The organism is Martinezella miluonensis (assembly GCF_900094545.1).
In the GTDB taxonomy this organism is placed as follows: Bacteria; Pseudomonadota; Alphaproteobacteria; order Rhizobiales; family Rhizobiaceae; genus Rhizobium; species Rhizobium miluonense.
The window spans coordinates 118326-138224 of sequence record NZ_FMAH01000010.1 but is presented as its reverse complement, the minus strand read 5'-3'; the positions used below and the strand labels follow the sequence as shown (position 1 = coordinate 138224).

Here is a 19899-nt window from a genome sequence, read left to right as displayed (position 1 = left end):
GAGGAGCGCACCTCGTTGAAATAGCCGTAGATGTAGAGCTTCAGCAGATCACGCGGATCGTAGGGGGGACGACCTGTCGAGGCCTCAACCGCTCGCCTGAATCCGAGCTGCGCAACATCAAGCCCATCGACAAAGGCATCGATCACCCGCACCGCAGCATCTGCCGCAACGTAATCCTCGATCCGGGCTGGCAACAGCGACGTCTGACCCCGATCAGTCCCTGAAATGTATCCCATGAAAATGGCCGCATCGTTTCCAATGCGGCCACCTTAATTGATTTGCCGGACTTCTCACACAGGCTGTCGACGGCGCCCTTTGCTGTTTTTGCACGCTTGCAGGATCTTCGATCCGATCGGATCGGATCGGGCTCGATACGCACTGGTCGCCTAGCTCTCTAATTCACCTCCTGCTATCGCCAGCCACACTCATTCCACCTGCCGCCTCTTTTTCGACACATTCCCTCGGCTACAACATGTAATGTTATTACATAAATGAAAGCCCCGAGAATGCCATTCGACCATGATCCCTTCGCGTCCTCCCTGATGGGGCGCTCCGCCTTGATGCGCCTTGCCTATGTCGCCGTCGGCATAGCCGTGCTTTGGGCGGCCATCGGCTGGGCGGTGGCCTTGGCATGAGCGACCTGATCCGCCTCAGCAACCTCACCGTCACCTACGAGCGTCATCCCGCCGTGCACCATATTTCGGGCGGCTTTGCCGCTGGCAGCCTGACGGCGATCGCCGGGCCGAACGGGGCCGGCAAATCGACTTTGCTCAAGGCGATCGTCGGCGAATTGCGGCCGGCGGAGGGGTCGATCGATCGCGGGGCACTGGCACGCAATGATTTCGGCTATCTGCCGCAGGCGGCGGATATCAATCGCCGCTTTCCGATTTCGGTCGCCGATACCGTCATGCTCGGCGCCTGGAAGAATGCCGGCGCTTTCGGCCAGTTTTCGCGCAAGGATGCAGAACGGGCGCGCGAGGCGCTTGGCATCGTCGGGCTCTCCGGCTTCGAAAACCGGCATATCGGCTCGCTTTCGGCCGGGCAGTTCCAGCGCGTGCTCTTTGCGCGGCTGCTGCTGCAGGATGCGCGCGTCATCTTGCTCGACGAACCCTTCACCGCCATCGACCAGCGCACGACGCGCGACCTACTCGACCTCGTTCTTCGCTGGAATAGAGAGGGGCGGACCGTCATCGCCGTGCTGCATGATTTCGAGCAGGTGCGCGCGCATTTTCCCGAGACGCTGCTGATCGCCCGCGAGCTCGTCGGCTGGGGGCAGACGCAGGCGGTGATGAGCGCGGCAAACCTCATCAAGGCGCGCGCAATGGCCGAACGCTGGGATGAGGCAGCGGAAGAATGCTTGGCCGAAGGCGAGCAGGACGACGGTAGCTTGGCGAAGCGGGAGCCGGCCGAATGACCGCCTACGATATTTTCCTCGCGCCCTTTGCGGATTATGGCTTCATGCGGCGAGCGCTTGTCGCCTGCCTCTGCCTCGGTCTTGGCTCCGGCCCGATCGGCGTGTTCCTGATGCTCAGGCGCATGAGCCTGATGGGCGATGCCATGAGCCATGCCGTGTTGCCGGGTGCGGCCATCGGCTATCTTATCGCCGGCTCGCTGTCGCTGACGGCCATGGGGCTCGGCGGGCTGGTGGCCGGCCTTTCGGTGGCGCTGCTGTCCGGCCTCGTCAGCCGCATGACGGTGCTGCAGGAGGATGCGAGCTTCGCCAGCTTCTATCTCACATCCCTCGCGCTCGGCGTTCTCATCGTGTCGCTGCGCGGTTCCAACATCGATCTGCTGCATGTGCTCTTCGGCACCATTCTGGCGATCGATGCGCCCGCCCTCTACCAGATCGGCGCGATCACGACCGTCACGCTGCTGGCGCTTGCGGTCATCTATCGACCGCTCGTGATGGAATGCTTCGACCCCGGCTTCCTGCGCGCCGTTGGCGGCCGCGGGCCTGTCTATCACTTCCTCTTCCTGCTGCTCGTCGTGCTCAATCTCGTCGCCAGCTTTCAGGCGCTCGGCACGCTGATGGCCGTCGGGCTGATGATGCTGCCGGCGGCCGTGGCGCAGCTCTGGTCGCGCAGCTTGCCCGCGATGATGGCGATCGCGACGGGAACGGCGGCGGTGTCAGGCTATATCGGCCTTATCGCCTCCTACCACCTCGAATTCGCGTCGGGGCCAACCATCATCATTACCGCCAGCGTGATCTACGGCTTCTCCATTCTCTTCGCACCCTCGGGCCTTGCCCGGCGGTTCTTCCCCCGTCCCCATCTCCGGGGCTAATCCGAACAAGGAGACTCGCATGAACAAACAGAGACTGCTTCTCTCAGCCGCGGCATCGGCCTTCATCGCCTTTGGCGTCGCTGCCCCCGCCTCGGCCGAAACGTTGAATGTCGTCGCTTCCTTCACCGTGCTTGCCGATGTCGTCAAGCATGTCGGCGGCGACCATGTGAAGGTGTCGAGCCTCGTCGGCCCGAATGGCGACCCCCATGAATTTGAGCCCTCCCCTGCCGATGCCAAGACGTTGAATGCCGCCAAGGTCGTCTTCGTCAGCGGCGAAGGGCTGGAAGGCTGGATGGACCGGCTGATCATCGCATCGGGCTATAAGGGATCGCCCGTCGTTGCCTCTGAATGCATCAATACCCGCACCATGGTCGATGATGGCAAGACGGTCATCGATCCGCATGTGTGGAACAGCCCGGTCAACGTGAAGGTCTGGGTCGGCAATATCGAAAAGGCTCTATCCGCTGCCGACCCGGCCGACGCTGCCGATTTCAAGGCCAATGCCGAGCGCTATACCAAGGTGCTGACCGAGCTTGACGCCTATGCGCACAGCAAGTTCGACAAGATCCCGGAAGACCGCCGCAAGGTGCTGACCAGCCACGACGCCTTCGGATATTTCGGCCGTGAATACAAGGTCAGCTTCCTGTCGCCTCTCGGCGTTTCCACCGAGACCGAAGCCTCGGCCGCCAACGTCGCCAAGCTGATCGAGCAGATCAAGACCGAGCATGTGAAGACCTACTTCTTCGAAAACTCGAACGATCCGCGCCTGGTCAAGCAGGTTGCCAAGGCGACCGGCGCGGAGCCTGGCGGCGAGCTCTATGTCGAGTCGCTTTCAAAGGCCAACGGACCGGCTTCGACGTACGAGAAAATGTTCCGTTATAACGTTGACCAGATAGCTGCGGCGATGGCGAAGTCGAGCTAAGCCGAAGATCGGGCAAGCAGTAAACAAACCGGGTCGCAGGACTGTTTCACCTGCGACCTGCGTGCCTGAAGCCACTCTGCTTAAATATTGAGATCGAAGACGAGAATGCCAGCCAAGCCGCCGTCCGTCGAAGAGACGATCCTCTCACCGACGGCGACATGATCTGGATGGACGAGATAGGCATCGCGCGCTTCCGGGCTCTCGAACGTCACGGCAAAGCCATCGACGAAGCCGCCATGCAGCCCCTCCGGCGAAACATTCGGCCCATATTTCACATCGACGATGCCGGGAATGACCTTCTGCAAGGCGACGACGGATTCGAAGAGCGCCCGCTTCTCATCCTGTGTCATGGCGGATTTGAGCCGAAGAAAAACGCAATGCAGGATCATGAGTCAGCCTCCCTGGGTGTTTGGGGCAGCATAGAGGGAAAGGAGTGAGGGGCAAGACGCCACGCCACGAGCATCGCATTTTTACCGGCAATGAATGTTGTCGAGAGATAGCTCCCCTTCCCGCAAGAGCGGCAATGGTTTCCTTGATGTGAACATCCCGGCTTGACTTATTCATAGCTCGGCAGCTATACGTTAATTCATAGCCGGTGAGGTATGAATTGAAATGTCGAATGCGCATGACTTGCTGTTCCGGACGCTTGCCGATCCGACGCGCCGGGCCATTTTCGAGAGGCTGTGCCGTGAAGGTGAAAAGACTGTCGCGGCGCTGACGGCTCGGGCTGGAGTGTCCCAGCCCGTCGTCTCAAAGCATCTTGCCGCCCTGAAGCGTGCCGGCCTGGTGCGCGATCGCCCGGAAGGCCGGCAGACGCATTACAGCGCGCAGCTTGCAGCCCTGGCGCCACTGACCGACTGGACAAATGAGATGACCGGGTTCTGGGAGAGCCGGTTCGACGACCTTGAAGATCTACTCAGAAGGATGGACCAATGAACGATACGTCAACCGAGATCCGCTCCGTCGTTGTCGAGCGGGAGGTCGCCTTTCCGCCGGAAAAGATCTGGCGCGCGCTGACCCAGCCGCATCTAATCGAGGAATGGCTCATGAAGAACGACTTCAAGCCAAGTGTGGATCATCGTTTCAAGCTCAGCGCCGAATGGGGCTCCGTCGACTGCCGCGTTCTGGAAGTCGAGCCGAATAAGACCCTCTCCTACACATGGGATGCCTATGGCCTGGAGAGCGTCGTCGTCTGGACTCTAACACCGACAGGCACGGGAACCCGCCTGCGCATGGAGCAATCCGGCTTCCGGCCTGATCAGCAACAGGCCTATGTCGGCGCCCAATATGGCTGGCAGAAATTCTTCGCAAACCTGGATCAGGTTTTGGCGCGCCCGGACTGACATCCGATCGACCTATCAGAACAACGAGAAGCAAGAGCAAATCGGCTCGCCTTTGGAGGAGGCAAGATGAATTGGAGCAAGTATATTCGGCAGGTCCATCGTTGGCTTTCCATCATCTTTACGGTGACGGTTATCGCCAATTTCGTCGCAATGGCGATCGGCACGCCACCGCCTTGGGTGGTTTACTCACCACTGCCGCCGCTCTTCCTGCTGCTGTTCAGCGGCCTATACATGTTTGCGCTGCCCTACACCTCCGCAAGGCGAAGTTCACATGGTATCGCTGAACGGGGATGACTTAGCCAGTTGCCAAAGACAGCTGACAGATGGCCGTGTCCCCAAGTAGCGGACACGGCCTCGACCATTCATGCAACAGCGCGGGCAGTGATTGGCTATTCGCCAGCCCGCTTGAGCTGATGCCAACCCAGCATCGATTTCGCCCTCGCGTTCGAAACCGGGTCGCCATCCTCGACCACGTTGAAGACGCGGATCAATAAGGTTTTCACGGCAAGCAAGGCGGCGCGCGGCATCATCCACATGCAGGGTTATAGCTCCGATCGGCACATCACAGCCGGTCCCCGGTCCATAAAGCAGGCCATATCGCAAAACCGCGCCGGCAATGCCTGGGGTCGTGAGGGTGAGGGCTTCAAGCCTTCTGATCACGGTCGCGCCCTCCTGAAGCGGGGTTTCTTCCGTGATCTGGCCGGCACCGGCTTGATAGGACCAGGCGATATCCATCCTGCTGCTGTCGCTGGACGCGTTCAAGATGGGGGTTGGCGTCTTCGATATGCCTGAAGATCATGTTGGCTCTCGCGGAATTGGAACAGCCAAGAGCTACGCTTCCCTCGGCTCGGTCGATAGAACCAAAAAGCGAAAAATGGACTGGGCCATGACCTTTGATCAAGGGCAGCATCGCCTTGTGGCAGCCATAGGCCGCATCGAGCGCTTATCGCAGCTCGGCTTTCTTCACCGGCTGCTTGTTCGCAGTCTTGTTTGGACGGAGGGCCTACCTGCTGGCACTCGCTCGGATTGCAGCTCATATCGTCATCTATTTCATCATCGGCCTTCCAGACGCCATCTTTCAGGGTGAAGAAGTCTTGTGAAAGGCAAATTGATCGAAAGCTTTCAATCGGCTCCGGGGATGGCATGAAGAAGCTGGTGGCAATTGCGCTCTTGTGTGCTTGTCTTATCGCAGGAACGCTCTATGCCTCGGTGGGCGGCGACTATCCGCCGCTTAACGATGGTGATCTGATTTTTCAGACGTCGACTAGCAGCCAATCGGGCGCCATCATATTCGCGACCGGTTCGACCTTTTCGCATATGGGCATCGTGAAGAATGACCATGGCGTCATCACCGTCATCGAAGCGGCCGCGAAGGTCAAGGAAACGCCGTTAAAGGCCTGGGTCAGCCGCGGCTTGCTGAAGCGGGTTGCGATCTATCGTGATCAACGCCTCACGCCTGAAATGGCACAACAGCTCCTGTCTTACTCCCGCACGCTATATGGCAAGCCCTACGACCTGTTCTTCTCCTTCAACAACGATGCGATCTACTGCAGCGAGCTGCCCTATCTCGCCTACAAGGCTGTGGGGATCGAGATCGGCAAGACGCAGAAAATATCGGCGCTAAATATCGACAACATGCTTGTCAGGAAGCTGGTTCAGTCGCGATGGCAGCGCGACAGCGAATGCACAGAGCGCGGTTACGATTTCGACCAGTGCTATCAATACATCCTCAACCAGAGCCTGGTGACTCCGATCAGCATTGCCAACGATCCAAATCTAAAAATGATTTACTCGAACTATCCGCTGTGATGGGTGCGATGCTTGGCGTCGATGGGATCGACAACCGAAATAACCCCGCCAGAGAAAATCTGGGCGAATAGCGAAGACAACCGCCCCTACTTCCGTTTAAACGGCTCCATGCCCTTGCGCGCCAGCTCGTCGGCCCGCTCGTTCTCGGGATGCCCGGCATGGCCCTTGACCCAATGCAGCGTCACCTTGTGCCTGTTATAGGCCTCATCGAGCGCCTGCCACAGCTCGGCATTCTTCACCGGCTTCTTGTCTGATGTCTTCCAGCCGTTCTTCTTCCAGCCAAAGATCCATTTGGTGATGCCGTCTTTGACGTAAACGCTGTCGGTGTAGAGATCGACTTCGCAAGGCGCCTTCAGTGCGCCGAGGGCCGATATGGCCGCCATCAACTCCATGCGGTTGTTGGTGGTGTCCGCCTCGCCGCCGCAAAGCTCCTTCTCCACCTCGCCATAGCGAAGCACGGCTCCCCAGCCGCCGGGACCGGGATTGCCCGAGCAGGCGCCGTCGGTGAAAATATCGATGTGCTTCATGCCTGCAGCCCATATTCGGCTGATGAGGCGATCTGGCGGTGGAAGCGCAGCTTGCGCAGATATTCGATCGGGTCTTTCTTGGTGACAAGAGCACCGGCCGGCGTCGTCAGCCAATCATAAAGGCGCGTCAAGAAGAAGCGCAGCGCCGAGCCGCGGGCCAGCGTCGGCAGCGCGGTAATCTCGGCTGCACTCATCGGCCGCACGCTCTGATAGCCTTCCAGCAGCGCCTTGCCCTTGGTGATGTTGTAGGCATGATCCTTCTCGAAGCACCAGGCATTGAGGCAGATCGAGACGTCATAGGCGAGCTGATCGTTGCAGGCGAAATAGAAATCGATCAGGCCCGACAGCTTGTCGCCGAGGAAGAAGACATTGTCCGGGAAAAGATCGGCATGGATGACGCCTTCGGGCAAGTTCTTCGGCCAATGCTTTCCGAGGAAATTGAGCTCGCTGCGGATCTCGTCCTGCAGGCCGGCTTCGACTTCATCGGCGCGCGCCTCAGACTTTTCCCAGAGGAGCTGCCAGCCTTCGACCGACAGCGCGTTCGGGCGGCGGATTTCAAACCCTTCGCTGGCGACATGCATGGCGGCCAGCGCCTTGCCGACTTCGCGACAATGATTGGCATCGGGCTTGCGCAACCACATGCCTTCGAGGAAGGAGATCAGCGCGGCCGGACGACCGGAGAGATGGCCGAGCAAAGCGCCGTCACGGCGCGGCAGCGGCAGCGGGCAGGACAGGCCGCGGCTTGCCAGATGCTGCATCAACCCCAGGAAAAACGGCAGGTCGCCCTTGTCGACGCGCTTCTCATAGAGCGTCAGGATGAGTGGATCACGCGTCGTGTGCAGCAGGAAGTTCGAATTCTCGACCCCCTCGGCAATGCCCTTGTAGGAAAGCAATTCGCCGACCTCGTATTCCGTCAGGAACCACTTCAGATCGTCTTCGGTAATATCGGTATAAACAGCCACGAAATAGTCCTGCGCTTGGGCACTTAGGGATCGGTCATTCGCCGTTGACGAAAGCCATGTCAGCGGTCGTCAGCTCAATGCTGCGCAGCTCGCGATTGACGAGGAAATTCTCGGTTTCCTTGACGGTCTCGGCAAGCTCCACAACAGCATTGTAGCGGGCACGGAACGCTTCGATGATCTCGTTGACGATAACTTCCGGCGCAGATGCACCAGCCGAAAGGCCGACGGTTCGGATATCGCCGATATTATCCCAATCGATCTCCGAAGCGCGCTGGACAAGCACCGATTTTGTTGCCCCTGCCCGCAGCGCCACTTCGACGAGACGCTTGGAATTCGAGGAATTCGGGGCGCCGACGACGATGAAGAGATCGCAGCCCGGAGCCGCCTCCTTCACCACTTCCTGGCGATTGGTCGTGGCATAGCAGATCGAATCGGCGGCCGGCGCCGTGAGATTGGGGAAGCGCTCCTGCAGCTTTGCAATCACGCCGGCGGTGTCGTCGACTGACAGCGTCGTCTGCGTGACGAAGCCGAGATTATCGGGATCGGCGGGCTCGTAGGCATCGGCATCCTCGACCGTTTCGATCAGCGAGACCGCACCTTCGGGCAATTGCCCCATGGTGCCGATCACCTCGGGATGCCCGGCATGGCCAATCAGGACGACGTGGCGGCCAAGGCGATTGTGGCGCATGGCCTGCTTGTGGACCTTGGAGACCAGCGGGCACGTCGCATCGAGATAGAAGAGATTGCGTGCATCGGCATCGGCCGGCACCGATTTCGGCACGCCATGGGCGGAGAAGACGACGGGCTGAGCGCGATGTTCGGCCGGGATCTCGTCCAGTTCCTCGACGAAGATGGCGCCCTTGGCCTCCAGACCTTCGACGACATAGCGATTATGCACGATCTCGTGGCGGACATAGACCGGCGCGCCATAGGCCTTCAGCGCCAGCACGACAATCTGGATGGCGCGGTCGACGCCGGCGCAGAAGCCGCGCGGCCCGCAGAGCCGGATGGTCAGGTCAGGTTTGGAAACGGCTATGTTCATATCTCTTCCGAAATGCGCGACGATGGCTTGAGCATAGATAGTGCCCCATGCCGCCTGCTCCATCTAGTCCGCATGATCTTGTCCAAAAACCGCTGCGCACTTGTTGGGATCATGCTCTAGACGAATATTCCGTCGAAATGAAGCTATTTTGGCAACCGGATCGTCATTTTGTGTTCCTCATCCGTTCTTGATATGAGGTAGCTCCATTAAGGCATTTTGTCGAGAGTCCGGAACCGATGTCCAACTATTCGAACGCCACTTGGGCCGGCATGATCGCCATGGGTCTGCGGCTGTTCGTGCATTGCACGCCATGCGACAAGTCTGTCGAGATCGATATGACCAGGCTGCCACCGGAGGGAAGGGCGATCGGCGCCAGGTTCCGCTGCAAGGATTGCAATCGGCTCGGCACGAACGCGGTGATCCACAAGAGTGCCTATCGAGCGGTGCCGTATCAGCGGTCGTGCCCCCGCGATACCGCTGGGCTAAAGCCGCTCAGCGAACGGACGAAAAGTCAGTAGGTAAAAGGAAACTGCTCGCTATCCGTTCGATGATCGGCCCGTTAGCTTCGCTGGCAGCGCTCACACTCCGCCACTCAGCGTCTGTGACAAATGCGGACCACTTCGCCTCTCGCTCAGCTAGACTTTCCCACCTCAGCAAGTATGTGAGTTGGTTACTGTCAGGCCCCACAGCAGTCGTCCAGAATCCGGCTTGCTCGATACCAAGCCTCTTCCAAATGCCGAGCGTGTGAACTCGAAAGCGCGCAAGTAAATCGGGGAGACGTCCAGGAACGGCGAGATAAACTCTCTGTTCGTATATCATGCTCACTTCCAGGTTACGGGGTTGCATGTGATCGAAACACCTATATTCGTCCAGCAGGTGGTGTCAAGCGAAGCGAAGGTGCCCTCCCTATCGCCTCGTTACCGACGTTGCTGGCGCTGAGGCGGTCGATCCCCCAGTCTCAGACCTCAAGTTCACTCAATGAGATTGAGCGACTGTTGTTGCGCGACAAAGACATGCAGTGCGCTTATTTGAAAAGAGGGACACCCATATCTACGATCTGCACTCCTTGCCGTTCTCAGGGTGTTCCCAGCCATCGTTGATCGAGAGAGCCCGGTCTACGCGAGCCGGATGTGATCTCGATGGCCATTCATCGAGAACCGGCAGCATTGCAAGCGCGTCATCTAGCTTGTAGCCGGCCTTACGCTTGGCAGCTCTATTGCCGATTTCACTGGCTCGGCGCATCCGGATGACGTTTGCGCCACCAGGAGATCGCGACGATTGCAGCCAGCGCCACCGCCAGCCCGTACCATGTCACCGCATATTGCAGATGATTGTTCGGCAGATCGATGATGGTGACGCCGCCCACTGGCAAGCCCCGCGGATTGGGCGTCTTGTCAGCGTCGATGAAGAAAGGCAGCACCTTGTCCTTCGGCAGCCCGACGCTGGATGCCATGACGTCGAGATCCTTCCAGAAGAAGAAGTTCTTGACGAGATCGTTGTCCGGCATGCCATCGGGCCGGCTTGTGAGCCTGGCGCGCACAAGGCCGGTAAGGCTCTGTTCGCCGGTCAACTGTCCCTGCTTGCGCATCTCCGGCTCTTTGGCCGCAGAAGGGACGAAACCCCTGTTGACGAAGACGTAGCGACCGTCGTCAAGCTGCAAGGGCGTGTAGATGTAAAAGCCGGGTTCGTCGCCATAGGTGGCGAGGAAATGCCGTTCCTTGTCGTTGAGATAGTGGCCGCGCGTCGTGACGACGCGATATTCGATGTCGCCGCCGGAGGCAGCCATGGCCTCTACCGCCGATAGCGGCACGGCCGGTGCGTCCTTGCGCGCGGAGATATCGGCCAGCAGGCCCTCTTTCCAATGCAGCCGCTCGACCTGCCAGGTGCCGAGCCCCAGCAGAATGACGAGCGCGGCAAGCAGGATCAAAGCCTTGCCGATCTGCCACAAAGGATTGGCGCGGCGAGCAGGCACGGCGATCTCAGTCACCGCTGATACGCCCTTCGGCGGCATTGTTGCGGTACTGCAGAGCGATCAGAATGCCCTTGCACCAGCGCAGGGAAAGCAGCGACAGAATGATGGTCAGCGGCGCAAACAGCACTATGTAAACCCAGATCGGCGGCGCGTAATTGACCTGCATCCAGAGGACCAGACCGATGACGATGAAGCCGACGATCAGGATGACAAAGACCGCGGGACCATCGCCCGCATCGGCGAAGGCATAATCGAGATTGCAGGCGGAGCAGCGTGGCTTGATCGACAGCAGCCCGTCGAAAAGCTTGCCATGGCCGCAGCGCGGGCAGCATCCCTGGATACCGACCTTGAACGGATCGACGGGTGCAAAGAGAGCACCATCATTATGCGGCGCCTCAGTGGAGTTTTTGTCTTGCTCTGAGCTCAAAGTCCGGTCTCGATCAGTCTGCAATTGTGGGCGAGCATCATGATCTCGCCCCTGACATAATCAGTAGCCGTGATGCATCCATTCGTCCAATCGAAAAGCTCACTTATCGCTGCTCCGACCTAGATATCAGCAAAGAGGATCTGTCTCATGGAACATGGCGAGAGCGAGACCGCAGGCCAGATCATCATCCTGAACGGTGCGCCGCGATCTGGCAAATCGAGCATTGTCGAAGCCATCCAGGCCGGATTCGACGGCGTGTGGGTCAATCTCGGCGTCGACGCCTATGTGCGGCACATCACGCCGGCGCGCTATCGCCCGGGCATCGGTTTGCGTCCCGGCGGCGAGCGACCCGATCTCGAGCCGTTGGTTCCGCGCTTCTATGCCGCACTCTATGCCTCGATCGCCGCCCATAGCCACCTCGGATTGAATGTCGTCGCCGAGTTCGGGCATCACGACGCCTATTCGCGCCCGCTCGGCATCCTTGCCGCTTGCGCAAGGCAGCTTGCGGGATTGCCTACCCTTTTTGTCGGGGTGCGCTGTCCGCTTGATGTGGTGATGCAGCGCCGGCTGGCGGAGGGGCCGGAAAGGCAGGGCGTTTATGTTGCCGTCGAAGCCGGCGCACCCATTCCCCCGCCGGTCGTCGCCTGGCAAGACCATGTGCATCGCCCAGGCATCTACGATCTGGAGGTCGATACTTCAACGAAAAGCCCGCAGGCATGGTCAGAAGAGATCAAGCTGGCGCTTGAGCGCGGTATTCCACGTCCGTCGGCATTCGAACGGCTGGCAGCCGGCGGCGGCTAGTGCAGAAGCAAAAAAGGCGGACGCCAGACGCCCGCCTTCTATCCTTAAAAGATCGTGGCCGATCAGCCAGCTGCGACTGGCGCGCCCCAGCTGCCCCAGATGTAGATGCAGAAGAACAGGAAAAGCCAGACGACGTCGACGAAATGCCAGTACCAGGCAGCCGCTTCGAAGCCGAAATGCTGCTTCGGCGTGAAATCGCCCCTGATGGCGCGGACCAGGCAGACCAGCAGGAAGATGGTGCCGATCAGAACGTGGAAGCCATGGAAACCGGTCGCCATGAAGAAGGTCGCGCCATAGATCGAGTTCTTGAACGCGAAGGGCGCATGCGCATATTCGTAAGCCTGCACGCAGGAGAACAGCGCGCCGAGCAGCACGGTGAGCGTAAGGCCCTGGATCAGTCCCTTGCGGTCGCCATGCAGCAGCGCATGGTGCGCCCAGGTGACCGTGGTGCCTGACAGCAGCAGGATGACGGTGTTGTAGATCGGCAGGTGCCAGGGATCGAGCACCTCGATGCCCTTCGGCGGGAACTGGCCGCCGAGGAATGCCGTGCGCGATGCCTGAATCGCTTCGTTCGGGAACAGGCTGACGTCGAAATAGGCCCAGAACCAAGCAACGAAGAACATCACTTCGGAGGCGATGAACATGATCATGCCGTAGCGCAGATGCAGCGATACGACACGCGTATGCGCGCCTTCATGCGCTTCCTTGATCGTATCTGCCCACCAGCCGTACATGACGTAGAGGACCACGGCCAAACCGATGAAGAACAGCCAAGGCTGAGCGAAATTGATCCCGAACAGATGCACCGCGCCACCGTTGAGGTAGCGCATGAAGCAAACACCGCCGAACGTAATCACGAAGGCACCGAAGGCCGCCACGATCGGCCATGGGCTAGGATCGATAATGTGATAGTCGTGTTTTCTCTGATGCACTTCGGCCATGTCAGCAATCCCCGAATAACTTTTCCCATATTGCTTCCGGTCAAACCGAAAAGCACTCTCCATCAAAGCTTCTTTTCCGCCGGCTTCACTGCGCCGTCGTTCGATGCCACGGGTTTTGCGCCTTCCCGTGGGTAGTAGGTGTATGACAGTGTCAGCGCGTTGATCGTCTTGGTTTCCACTGCCTTGGCGATCTCCGGATCGACGTAGAAAACCACCGACATGTCGCGCTTTTCCCCTGGCGCGAGATCCGTCTCATTGAAGCAGAAGCACTGGACCTTGTTGAAATACACACCGGCTTCCAGTGGCGAGACATTGAAGATCGCCTGCCCGCGCTCCGTCTTGTCGGACTTGTTCTCGATCTGGAACTTGACCTCGATCGTCTCGCCAATCTTCGGGCTCACCGAGCTCTGCAGCGGTTTGAAACCCCAGGGCAAACCGGGTGCGACATTGGCGTCGAAGGAAACCTGGATCCGCCTGTCGAGAATAAGGTTGGACACCTGCTCGACGCGCTGCGTCGTGCCGTTATAGCCCGTCACCTGACAGAAGAGACGATAGAGCGGCACGGCTGCGGCGCACATGGCGCTCATGCCGATGACGAAGCTTAGGCACATGGCAACGACCAGCCCGTTGTTCCGGCTGCCGGTTCTTGCGTTCTTTGTTGCCTCCTCCTCCATCACGCCTCCTCAAACGTGTCCGGAACCGACCTTGATGATGGTGATCGCGTAGAACAGGATCACCAGGCCGGCCAATACCAGGCCGAGCGCTATGTTGCGCCCGCGCCGCGATTTCTTCTGCGCTTCCGTCAGCTTGACAAGCTCGATCATAGCCAGCCTCCTGCGCCGCTCGACATCAACACAGCGGCAAGCCGGTCGATCAGCAGCGCGGAAAAGATCGCAAAGAGATAAAAGATGGAAAAGCCGAAGAGCTTCTTTGCCGGCACCATCTTTACGTCGCCATCGGCCATGCGCCAGACGGCGATGGAACAGTGTATGAAGATCACGCCAAGAATTGCGGCTACAATGCCGTAACCCAGGCTTGCAAAGCCCATGAAGGTGGGCACAACGCCGATGATCGCGGTCAGAACGGCGTAGACGACGATCTGGTTCTTGGTCGACGGGATACCGGCGACGTTCGGCAGCATCGGCACGCCGACGGCCTCGTAGTCGCCCATCTTGAACAAGGCGAGCGCCCAGAAATGTGCCGGGGTCCAGAGGAAAATGATCAGGAAGAGAACGATGCTCTCGACCGTGACGCTGCCCGTCACGCAAGCCCAGCCGATAACGGGCGGAAAGGCGCCGGCGGCACCGCCGATGACGATATTCTGCGGCGTCGAGCGCTTCAGCCACATCGTGTAGACGACGGCATAGAAGAAAATGGTGAAAGCGAGGATGCCAGCGGACAGCCAATTGATGGCAAGGCCGAGGATCGTCACCGAGAAGCCTGACAGCACCAGGCCGAACGCCAGAGCTTCGGACGGGCTGATGCGACCCGAGGGGATCGGCCGGCGTGCCGTACGGCTCATGACCGCGTCGATATCGGCATCGTACCACATATTCAACGCGCCGGATGCGCCGGCTCCGACAGCAATGCAGAGGATGGCGATGAAGCCGAGAACCGGATTGATATGGCCGGGGGCCAGCACGAGACCGGTGAAGGCGGTGAAGACGACCAGCGACATCACGCGCGGCTTCAAAAGCTCGAAATAATCGCGCGCGCTCGCTTCCGACAGGCCGCTTTCGGCTTGTTTTGCGAGTGCTTCGTGATTGTCGACGACCGTCATTCTTTTTCCAATTATTCAGTTGAGACGGACGCCGCTTATCACGGCGTCCGGAAACAGGCTACTTGATGCGCGGCAGCTCTTCCCACTGGTGATGCGGTGGCGGCGACGAAAGCTGCCATTCGAGCGTGGTTGCGCCCTCGCCCCAGGGATTGTTGCCTGCAACGCGCTTCTTTGCGAAGGCATCTATAACGCCCCAGAAGAAGAAGCAAAGACCTACGGCTGCGACATAGGAGCCGATGGAGGACACGAAGTTCCATCCGGCATAGGCATCCGGATAGTCGATATAGCGGCGCGGCATACCCGCACGACCCAGGAAGTGCTGCGGGAAGAACACCATGTTCACACCGATGAAGGTGATCCAGAAGTGCCAGTTGCCGATCCGCTCATTGTACATGTAGCCGGTCATCTTCGGGAACCAGTAGTACCAGGCGGCGAAGATCGCAAAGACGGCGCCGAGCGACAGTACGTAGTGGAAGTGTGCCACCACGAAGTAGGTCGCATGCAATTCACGGTCGAGACCGGCATTGGCGAGCTGAACGCCGGTGACGCCGCCAAGCGTGAACAGGAAGATGAAGCCGAGCGCCCAGATCATCGGCGTGCGGAACTCGATGGAGCCGCCCCACATCGTCGCGATCCATGAAAAGATTTTCACACCCGTCGGGACGGCGATAACCATCGTCGCGAAGACGAAGTAGCGCTGCGTATCGAGCGAGAGGCCCGTCACATACATGTGGTGAGCCCAGACGACGAAGCCGACGGCACCGATCGCGACCATGGCGTAGGCCATGCCCAGGTAGCCGAAGATCGGCTTGCGCGAGAAGGTCGAGATGATGTGGCTGATCATGCCGAAGCCGGGCAAGATCAGAATGTAGACTTCCGGATGGCCGAAGAACCAGAACAGGTGCTGGTAGAGCAGCGGATCGCCGCCGCCTTCCGGCGCGAAGAAGGTCGTGCCGAAGTTGCGGTCCGTCAGCACCATGGTGATGGCGCCGGCAAGAACCGGCAGCGACAGGAGCAGCAGGAATGCGGTGATCAGAACCGACCAGGCAAACAGCGGCATCTTGTGCAGCGTCATGCCCGGAGCGCGCATGTTCAGGATCGTGGTGATGAAGTTGATCGCACCGAGGATCGAGGAGGCACCCGCGATGTGCAGCGCGAAGATGACCAGATCGATCGCCGGACCCGGGTGGCCGACGGTACCCGACAAGGGCACATACATCGTCCAGCCGCCGCCCGCGCCGTAAGCGCCCGCAGGCCCTTCGACGAACATCGAGAGGAGCAGCAGCAGGAAGGCCGGGACGAGGAGCCAGAAGGAGATGTTGTTCAGGCGCGGGAAGGCCATGTCAGGCGCACCGATCATGATCGGCACCATCCAGTTGGCGAAGCCGCCGATCATAGCCGGCATGACCATGAAGAAGATCATGATCAGCGCGTGAGCGGTGACGAAGACGTTGTACATCTGCTTGCCGCCATCGATGGCAGCATCGCCCGAATAGCCGTAGACCATCGACGCCAGACCGCTGAAGATCTGAATGCCGGGTTCCTGCAGCTCCATGCGGATGGCGACGGACAGGAGGAATCCGATGACGCCCGCGAAGATCGCGAAGATCAGATAGAGCGTGCCGATGTCCTTGTGATTCGTCGAAAACAGCCAACGCTCGGCGAAGGTCTGCTTGTGGGCGTGGTGATCATCATGCGCATGGGCGTCTTGAAGACTGTGCGAGTGATCGTCGTGTGCCTTTGATCCAGACATTGTTCCTACCCCTCCTCTTACTTGGCCGTGTTTTCGGCGACCTTGACGGTTGCCGGTTGGTCGACAGCGGCCATTAGAGCCTTATTCGCTTTGTTCAGATCGGTTGCAGCGGAAGCAAGCCACTGCTTGTACTGATCGTCTGAGACAACGCGAATTGCGATCGGCATGAAAGAGTGATCCTTGCCGCAGAGCTCGGAACATTGCCCATAGAACAGGCCTTCGCGGTCAGCCTTAAACCAGGTCTCATTCAAACGACCGGGAATGGCGTCGATCCTGACACCGAAGGACGGCACGGCGAAGGAATGGATGACGTCAGCCGGCGCAGCCGTGACGAGAACGCGGACATTCTTGCCGACGGGCACGACCATCTCGTTATCGACAGCGAGGAGCCGAGGATATTTCGACTTATCTTCCTTGCCAGCCGTGGTGCGATCCTGCTCCTTCAGCATGAAAGAATCGAAAGCGAGCGGCGCAACGCCGCTGTTCTCATATTCATAGTTCCACTGCCATTGCGTCGCAGTCGCCTTGACGGTCACGTCGGTCTGCTGCGGAAAGGTCAGCTGGTCGGTGAGAAGATTGAAGGAAGGAATTGCCAGAAACAGCAGGATGAGAACGGGGCCAATCGTCCAGATAACCTCGATCAGCGTGTTATGGCTCGTCTTGGACGGTACCGGGTTCTTGGAGGCCTGGAACTTCACCATGACGACCACGAGGAGAACGAGGACAAGCAGCGTGATCGGAATGATAAACCAAAGCGTGTATGCCTCAAACCAACGGATTTGATGCATATTGCCGGTTGCCGCCTGCTGCATACCGATTTCCCAAGGTCTCGGCTGATCGGCATAGCTGCCTGTCGCAAAAAGCAGACAGATCAGAGCCGACAGAGCCGCGTAAGCTCTCTTAATCACGATGTCTCTCCCTCCAGCGTTTGATCCCAGATCTTCCTCAAACGCAGTATCCCTACAATCCATTGCGCTTCAAACCACAGTTTGGGGTACTCCGCAACAACTCAAGACATTTGTTAGTGCGGCATTTTTGCGCGAAGTTGCTCCTCCGCCGACCGAACATGGCAAGCATTTCATCATCATACGAAAAATTGCATCGCGGTCCATGGCGCCACCCGGACAAAATGGAGTAGATGTCGTATTTCCGCCGTAGTCGATTGGAATCCAGCACCGGGGCTTTTCATTTGCCGGCCTGGGCTTCAACAATAGCGGCACTGATTCGAATCTAGAGGTTTCCATGGGTTTTCGTTCCCTCGCCCGGCTTTGGCTTGTTACCGGCAGCGTCGTTGCCGCAGTTGCGGCGCCCGCATGGGCGCAACAAGCACAGCAGACGCAGCCGCCGGCGCAGCAGCTACAGCCCCAGCAACAGGGCCAGCCGCAGCCTCATACGCAACAGGTTCCCACCAGCCAGGTTCCGCAGCCGCCGGGCACGGTGCGTTCGAGCCACGGCGCATGGTCCGTCGTCTGCGACAAGCCGGCAGGCGCCTCGACCGAGCAATGCGCGCTGATGCAGAACGTCATCGCCGAGGATCGTCCGGAAATCGGCCTTTCCGTCGTTGTCCTGAAGACCGCCGACCGCAAGTCCAAGATCCTGCGCGTGCTTGCGCCGCTCGGCGTGCTCCTGCCGAACGGCCTCGGCCTCAACATCGACGGCAAGGATATCGGCCGCGCCTATTTCGTCCGTTGCTTCTCCGATGGCTGCTATGCTGAAGTCGTGCTTGAAGATGAGCTGTTGAAGACGCTGCGCAGCGGCGCCACGGCGACCTTCATCGTCTTCCAGTCGCCGGAAGAAGGCATCGGCATTCCTGTTGATCTGAAGGGCTTCGCCGAGGGTTACGACTCCCTTCCCTGACCGGATGGGCTTGCTCTTGCGCAGTGCGAAGCCTACATCCGCTCTGAACGGAGCAATTGACCCATGAACACCGATCTCCTTACCCTTTTCGACGCCGACGAAGCGAAGCTTCGGGCCATCGTGGCTGAAGCGCTTTCGGGTGCCGACGACGGCGAGCTCTTCGTCGAGCATGTCCAGGCCGAATCGCTGACCTTCGACAACGGCCGGATGAAGGGCGGAAGCTTTAATACCGAGCAGGGCTTTGGTCTTCGCGCCGTGGCGGGTGAAGCAGTGGGCTACGCCCATGCGGGCGATCTTTCAGAAGCAGCACTGAAACGCGCCGCCGACGCCGTGCGCGCCGTTACCTCGGGCTATGCCGGCTCCTATGCGGCTGCGCCCCAGCGCACCAACAAGGTGCTCTACGGCGACGGAAACCCGATCGGTGCCCCGACCTTCGAGGAAAAGGCAAAGCTACTCCAGCAGATCGACAGCTATCTGCGCAACAAGGACGACAAGGTGCGGCAGGTGACGGCGTCCATCGCCGCAAGCTGGCAGGTGGTCGATATCCTTCGCGCCGATGGCCATCGCGTCCGCGATATCCGTCCGATGACGCGAATCAACATCTCAGTCGTCGTGGGCGACGGCGACCGCCAGGAAGCAGGTTCCTTCGGCACGGGCGGCCGCATCGGTTTCGGCGATTTCGTCACGCAGGACAATTGGCATCGCGGCGCAGATGAGGCCCTGCGGCAGGCACTTGTCAACCTCGAAGCGATCGATGCGCCGGCCGGCACGACGGACGTCGTACTTGGCTCCGGCTGGCCGGGCGTCATGCTGCACGAGGCCGTCGGGCACGGGCTGGAAGGCGATTTCAACCGCAAGAAGACCTCGGCCTTCGCGGGCTTGCTTGGCCAGATGGTTGCCGCGCCCGGCGTGACCGTCGTCGATGACGGGACGATCGAGAACCGCCGTGGCTCCATCACGGTGGACGATGAAGGCACGCCTTCGGCCTATAACGTGCTGATAGAAAACGGCAAGCTGGTCGGCTATATGCAGGATCGGCAGAACGCACGGCTGATGGGCATGAAGGCGACCGGCAACGGCCGCCGCCAGGGATATGCTCACACGCCGATGCCGCGCATGACCAACACCTATATGCTCGGCGGCGACAAGACACCGGAGGAAATCATCGCCTCGGTGAAGAAGGGCATCTATGCCGTCTCCTTCGGCGGCGGCCAGGTTGACATAACGTCCGGCAAGTTCGTCTTCGGCTGCACCGAGGCCTATCTTATCGAGAACGGCAAGATCGGCGCTCCGATCAAGGGCGCCATGCTGATCGGCAACGGGCCTGAGGCCATGAAGCGGGTTTCGATGATCGGCAACGACATGAAGCTCGATACCGGCATCGGCAATTGCGGCAAGGCCGGCCAATGGGTGCCCGTCGGCGTGGGCCAGCCGCATCTGCGGATGGATCAGGTCACAGTGGGCGGCACCAAGGCTTAAG

27 protein-coding genes are annotated in these 19899 nt (G+C 59.6%); 12 read left to right on the top strand and 15 right to left on the bottom strand.

Translation table 11 applies throughout. From position 1 onward, the window contains the following. Positions 1–236, bottom strand: a 236-nt coding sequence (locus GA0061102_RS11930) for a transposase (protein WP_139115051.1), incomplete at its 3' end; no start/stop codon positions are given. A gap of 270 nt (positions 237–506) precedes the next feature. Here GA0061102_RS11930 and GA0061102_RS33885 point away from each other — a divergent pair. From GA0061102_RS33885 to GA0061102_RS11915, 4 genes are read left to right on the top strand one after another with little or no spacing between them, the layout of a single operon-like run. Beyond that, a complete protein-coding gene (locus tag GA0061102_RS33885; protein ID WP_280949819.1) occupies positions 507–635 on the top strand; it encodes a hypothetical protein in 129 nt (42 codons plus the stop codon). After that, the gene (locus GA0061102_RS11925) at positions 632–1414 is read left to right on the top strand and encodes a metal ABC transporter ATP-binding protein (RefSeq protein WP_092847135.1); all 783 of its coding nucleotides are present in this window, start codon (positions 632–634) and stop codon (positions 1412–1414) included. The genes GA0061102_RS33885 and GA0061102_RS11925 overlap by 4 nt, the downstream gene beginning before the upstream one ends. Further along, positions 1411–2283 (top strand): metal ABC transporter permease, encoded by an 873-nt coding sequence (locus GA0061102_RS11920; protein WP_092847133.1) that lies wholly within the window; start codon positions 1411–1413, stop codon positions 2281–2283. The genes GA0061102_RS11925 and GA0061102_RS11920 overlap by 4 nt, the downstream gene beginning before the upstream one ends. A gap of 19 nt (positions 2284–2302) precedes the next feature. Beyond that, the gene (locus GA0061102_RS11915; protein ID WP_092847131.1) at positions 2303–3205 is read left to right on the top strand and encodes a metal ABC transporter solute-binding protein, Zn/Mn family; all 903 of its coding nucleotides are present in this window, start codon (positions 2303–2305) and stop codon (positions 3203–3205) included. 80 nt (positions 3206–3285) lie between these two features. Here the strand turns inward: GA0061102_RS11915 and GA0061102_RS11910 are convergent, their stop codons facing one another. After that, on the bottom strand, positions 3286–3594 hold the full coding sequence (locus GA0061102_RS11910) for a Dabb family protein (RefSeq protein ID WP_092847129.1): 309 nt from the start codon (positions 3592–3594) through the stop codon (positions 3286–3288). Between the two features lie 223 nt (positions 3595–3817). On the opposite strand from GA0061102_RS11910, the gene GA0061102_RS11905 reads away from it, so the two are divergent. The 3 genes from GA0061102_RS11905 to GA0061102_RS11895 all read left to right on the top strand — a co-directional run bounded on the left by GA0061102_RS11905 (position 3818) and on the right by GA0061102_RS11895 (position 4842). Continuing rightward, positions 3818–4141 carry an ArsR/SmtB family transcription factor gene (locus tag GA0061102_RS11905; protein ID WP_092847127.1) on the top strand — a complete coding sequence of 108 codons (324 nt, stop codon included), beginning with the start codon at positions 3818–3820 and terminating at the stop codon, positions 4139–4141. Next, positions 4138–4548 (top strand): SRPBCC family protein, encoded by a 411-nt coding sequence (locus GA0061102_RS11900; protein WP_092847125.1) that lies wholly within the window; start codon positions 4138–4140, stop codon positions 4546–4548. The genes GA0061102_RS11905 and GA0061102_RS11900 overlap by 4 nt, the downstream gene beginning before the upstream one ends. A 66-nt stretch (positions 4549–4614) precedes the next feature. Further along, a complete protein-coding gene (locus tag GA0061102_RS11895; protein WP_092847123.1) occupies positions 4615–4842 on the top strand; it encodes a hypothetical protein in 228 nt (75 codons plus the stop codon). A gap of 95 nt (positions 4843–4937) precedes the next feature. Here GA0061102_RS11895 and GA0061102_RS32925 read toward each other — a convergent pair whose 3' ends face one another. Then, complete coding sequence (locus tag GA0061102_RS32925; RefSeq protein ID WP_159432157.1) at positions 4938–5084, bottom strand: hypothetical protein; 147 nt, start codon at positions 5082–5084, stop codon at positions 4938–4940. Positions 5085–5691: 607 nt separating this feature from the next. On the opposite strand from GA0061102_RS32925, the gene GA0061102_RS11885 reads away from it, so the two are divergent. Continuing rightward, a complete protein-coding gene (locus GA0061102_RS11885) occupies positions 5692–6357 on the top strand; it encodes a YiiX/YebB-like N1pC/P60 family cysteine hydrolase (RefSeq protein ID WP_092847115.1) in 666 nt (221 codons plus the stop codon). Between the two features lie 86 nt (positions 6358–6443). On the opposite strand, the gene rnhA is transcribed toward GA0061102_RS11885, so the two are convergent. The 3 genes from rnhA to ispH are packed head-to-tail and all read right to left on the bottom strand — an operon-like array spanning position 6444 to position 8888. Continuing rightward, positions 6444–6884 (bottom strand): ribonuclease HI, encoded by a 441-nt coding sequence (rnhA, locus tag GA0061102_RS11880; RefSeq protein WP_092847113.1) that lies wholly within the window; start codon positions 6882–6884, stop codon positions 6444–6446. After that, positions 6881–7846, bottom strand: coding sequence for a homoserine kinase (locus GA0061102_RS11875; protein WP_092847111.1), 966 nt, complete (start codon positions 7844–7846; stop codon positions 6881–6883). The genes rnhA and GA0061102_RS11875 overlap by 4 nt, the downstream gene beginning before the upstream one ends. Positions 7847–7880: 34 nt before the next feature. Beyond that, positions 7881–8888 carry a 4-hydroxy-3-methylbut-2-enyl diphosphate reductase gene (ispH, locus tag GA0061102_RS11870; protein ID WP_092847164.1) on the bottom strand — a complete coding sequence of 336 codons (1008 nt, stop codon included), beginning with the start codon at positions 8886–8888 and terminating at the stop codon, positions 7881–7883. Between the two features lie 236 nt (positions 8889–9124). Here ispH and GA0061102_RS11865 point away from each other — a divergent pair, with 236 nt between their 5' ends. Next, positions 9125–9406 carry a hypothetical protein gene (locus GA0061102_RS11865; RefSeq protein WP_092847109.1) on the top strand — a complete coding sequence of 94 codons (282 nt, stop codon included), beginning with the start codon at positions 9125–9127 and terminating at the stop codon, positions 9404–9406. Here the strand turns inward: GA0061102_RS11865 and GA0061102_RS11860 are convergent. The 3 genes from GA0061102_RS11860 to GA0061102_RS11850 all read right to left on the bottom strand — a co-directional run bounded on the left by GA0061102_RS11860 (position 9381) and on the right by GA0061102_RS11850 (position 11287). Continuing rightward, the gene (locus GA0061102_RS11860; RefSeq protein ID WP_092847107.1) at positions 9381–9707 is read right to left on the bottom strand and encodes an NIPSNAP family protein; all 327 of its coding nucleotides are present in this window, start codon (positions 9705–9707) and stop codon (positions 9381–9383) included. The genes GA0061102_RS11865 and GA0061102_RS11860 overlap by 26 nt on opposite strands. 406 nt (positions 9708–10113) lie before the next feature. Beyond that, the gene (locus GA0061102_RS11855) at positions 10114–10875 is read right to left on the bottom strand and encodes an SURF1 family protein (RefSeq protein ID WP_092847105.1); all 762 of its coding nucleotides are present in this window, start codon (positions 10873–10875) and stop codon (positions 10114–10116) included. Continuing rightward, positions 10868–11287: a DUF983 domain-containing protein gene (locus GA0061102_RS11850; RefSeq protein WP_425348528.1), complete on the bottom strand. Its 420-nt coding sequence runs from the start codon at positions 11285–11287 to the stop codon at positions 10868–10870. The genes GA0061102_RS11855 and GA0061102_RS11850 overlap by 8 nt, the downstream gene beginning before the upstream one ends. A gap of 147 nt (positions 11288–11434) precedes the next feature. On the opposite strand from GA0061102_RS11850, the gene GA0061102_RS11845 reads away from it, so the two are divergent. Next, the gene (locus GA0061102_RS11845) at positions 11435–12088 is read left to right on the top strand and encodes a chloramphenicol phosphotransferase CPT family protein (RefSeq protein WP_092847103.1); all 654 of its coding nucleotides are present in this window, start codon (positions 11435–11437) and stop codon (positions 12086–12088) included. A 62-nt stretch (positions 12089–12150) separates the two neighbouring features. Here the strand turns inward: GA0061102_RS11845 and GA0061102_RS11840 are convergent, their stop codons facing one another. From GA0061102_RS11840 to coxB, 6 genes are all read right to left on the bottom strand, one after another. Beyond that, positions 12151–13029 carry a cytochrome c oxidase subunit 3 gene (locus GA0061102_RS11840; RefSeq protein ID WP_092847101.1) on the bottom strand — a complete coding sequence of 293 codons (879 nt, stop codon included), beginning with the start codon at positions 13027–13029 and terminating at the stop codon, positions 12151–12153. A gap of 62 nt (positions 13030–13091) precedes the next feature. Beyond that, a complete protein-coding gene (locus GA0061102_RS11835; protein WP_092847099.1) occupies positions 13092–13703 on the bottom strand; it encodes a cytochrome c oxidase assembly protein in 612 nt (203 codons plus the stop codon). Positions 13704–13712: 9 nt separating this feature from the next. Then, on the bottom strand, positions 13713–13853 hold the full coding sequence (locus tag GA0061102_RS33130; RefSeq protein WP_037149692.1) for a hypothetical protein: 141 nt from the start codon (positions 13851–13853) through the stop codon (positions 13713–13715). Continuing rightward, entirely contained in the window at positions 13850–14809 is a 960-nt protein-coding gene (locus GA0061102_RS11825) for a heme o synthase (protein WP_092847097.1), read from the bottom strand. The genes GA0061102_RS33130 and GA0061102_RS11825 overlap by 4 nt, the downstream gene beginning before the upstream one ends. Positions 14810–14867: 58 nt before the next feature. Then, positions 14868–16562, bottom strand: coding sequence for a cytochrome c oxidase subunit I (ctaD, locus tag GA0061102_RS11820; RefSeq protein ID WP_092847095.1), 1695 nt, complete (start codon positions 16560–16562; stop codon positions 14868–14870). Positions 16563–16579: 17 nt separating this feature from the next. After that, on the bottom strand, positions 16580–17470 hold the full coding sequence (coxB, locus tag GA0061102_RS11815; RefSeq protein WP_092847093.1) for a cytochrome c oxidase subunit II: 891 nt from the start codon (positions 17468–17470) through the stop codon (positions 16580–16582). A 334-nt stretch (positions 17471–17804) separates the two neighbouring features. Here coxB and GA0061102_RS11810 point away from each other — a divergent pair, with 334 nt between their 5' ends. Then, positions 17805–18419, top strand: coding sequence for an invasion associated locus B family protein (locus GA0061102_RS11810; protein ID WP_092847091.1), 615 nt, complete (start codon positions 17805–17807; stop codon positions 18417–18419). Positions 18420–18482: 63 nt separating this feature from the next. Then, complete coding sequence (gene tldD / locus GA0061102_RS11805) at positions 18483–19898, top strand: metalloprotease TldD (RefSeq protein WP_092847089.1); 1416 nt, start codon at positions 18483–18485, stop codon at positions 19896–19898. The last annotated feature ends 1 nt before the right edge of the window (position 19899 follow it).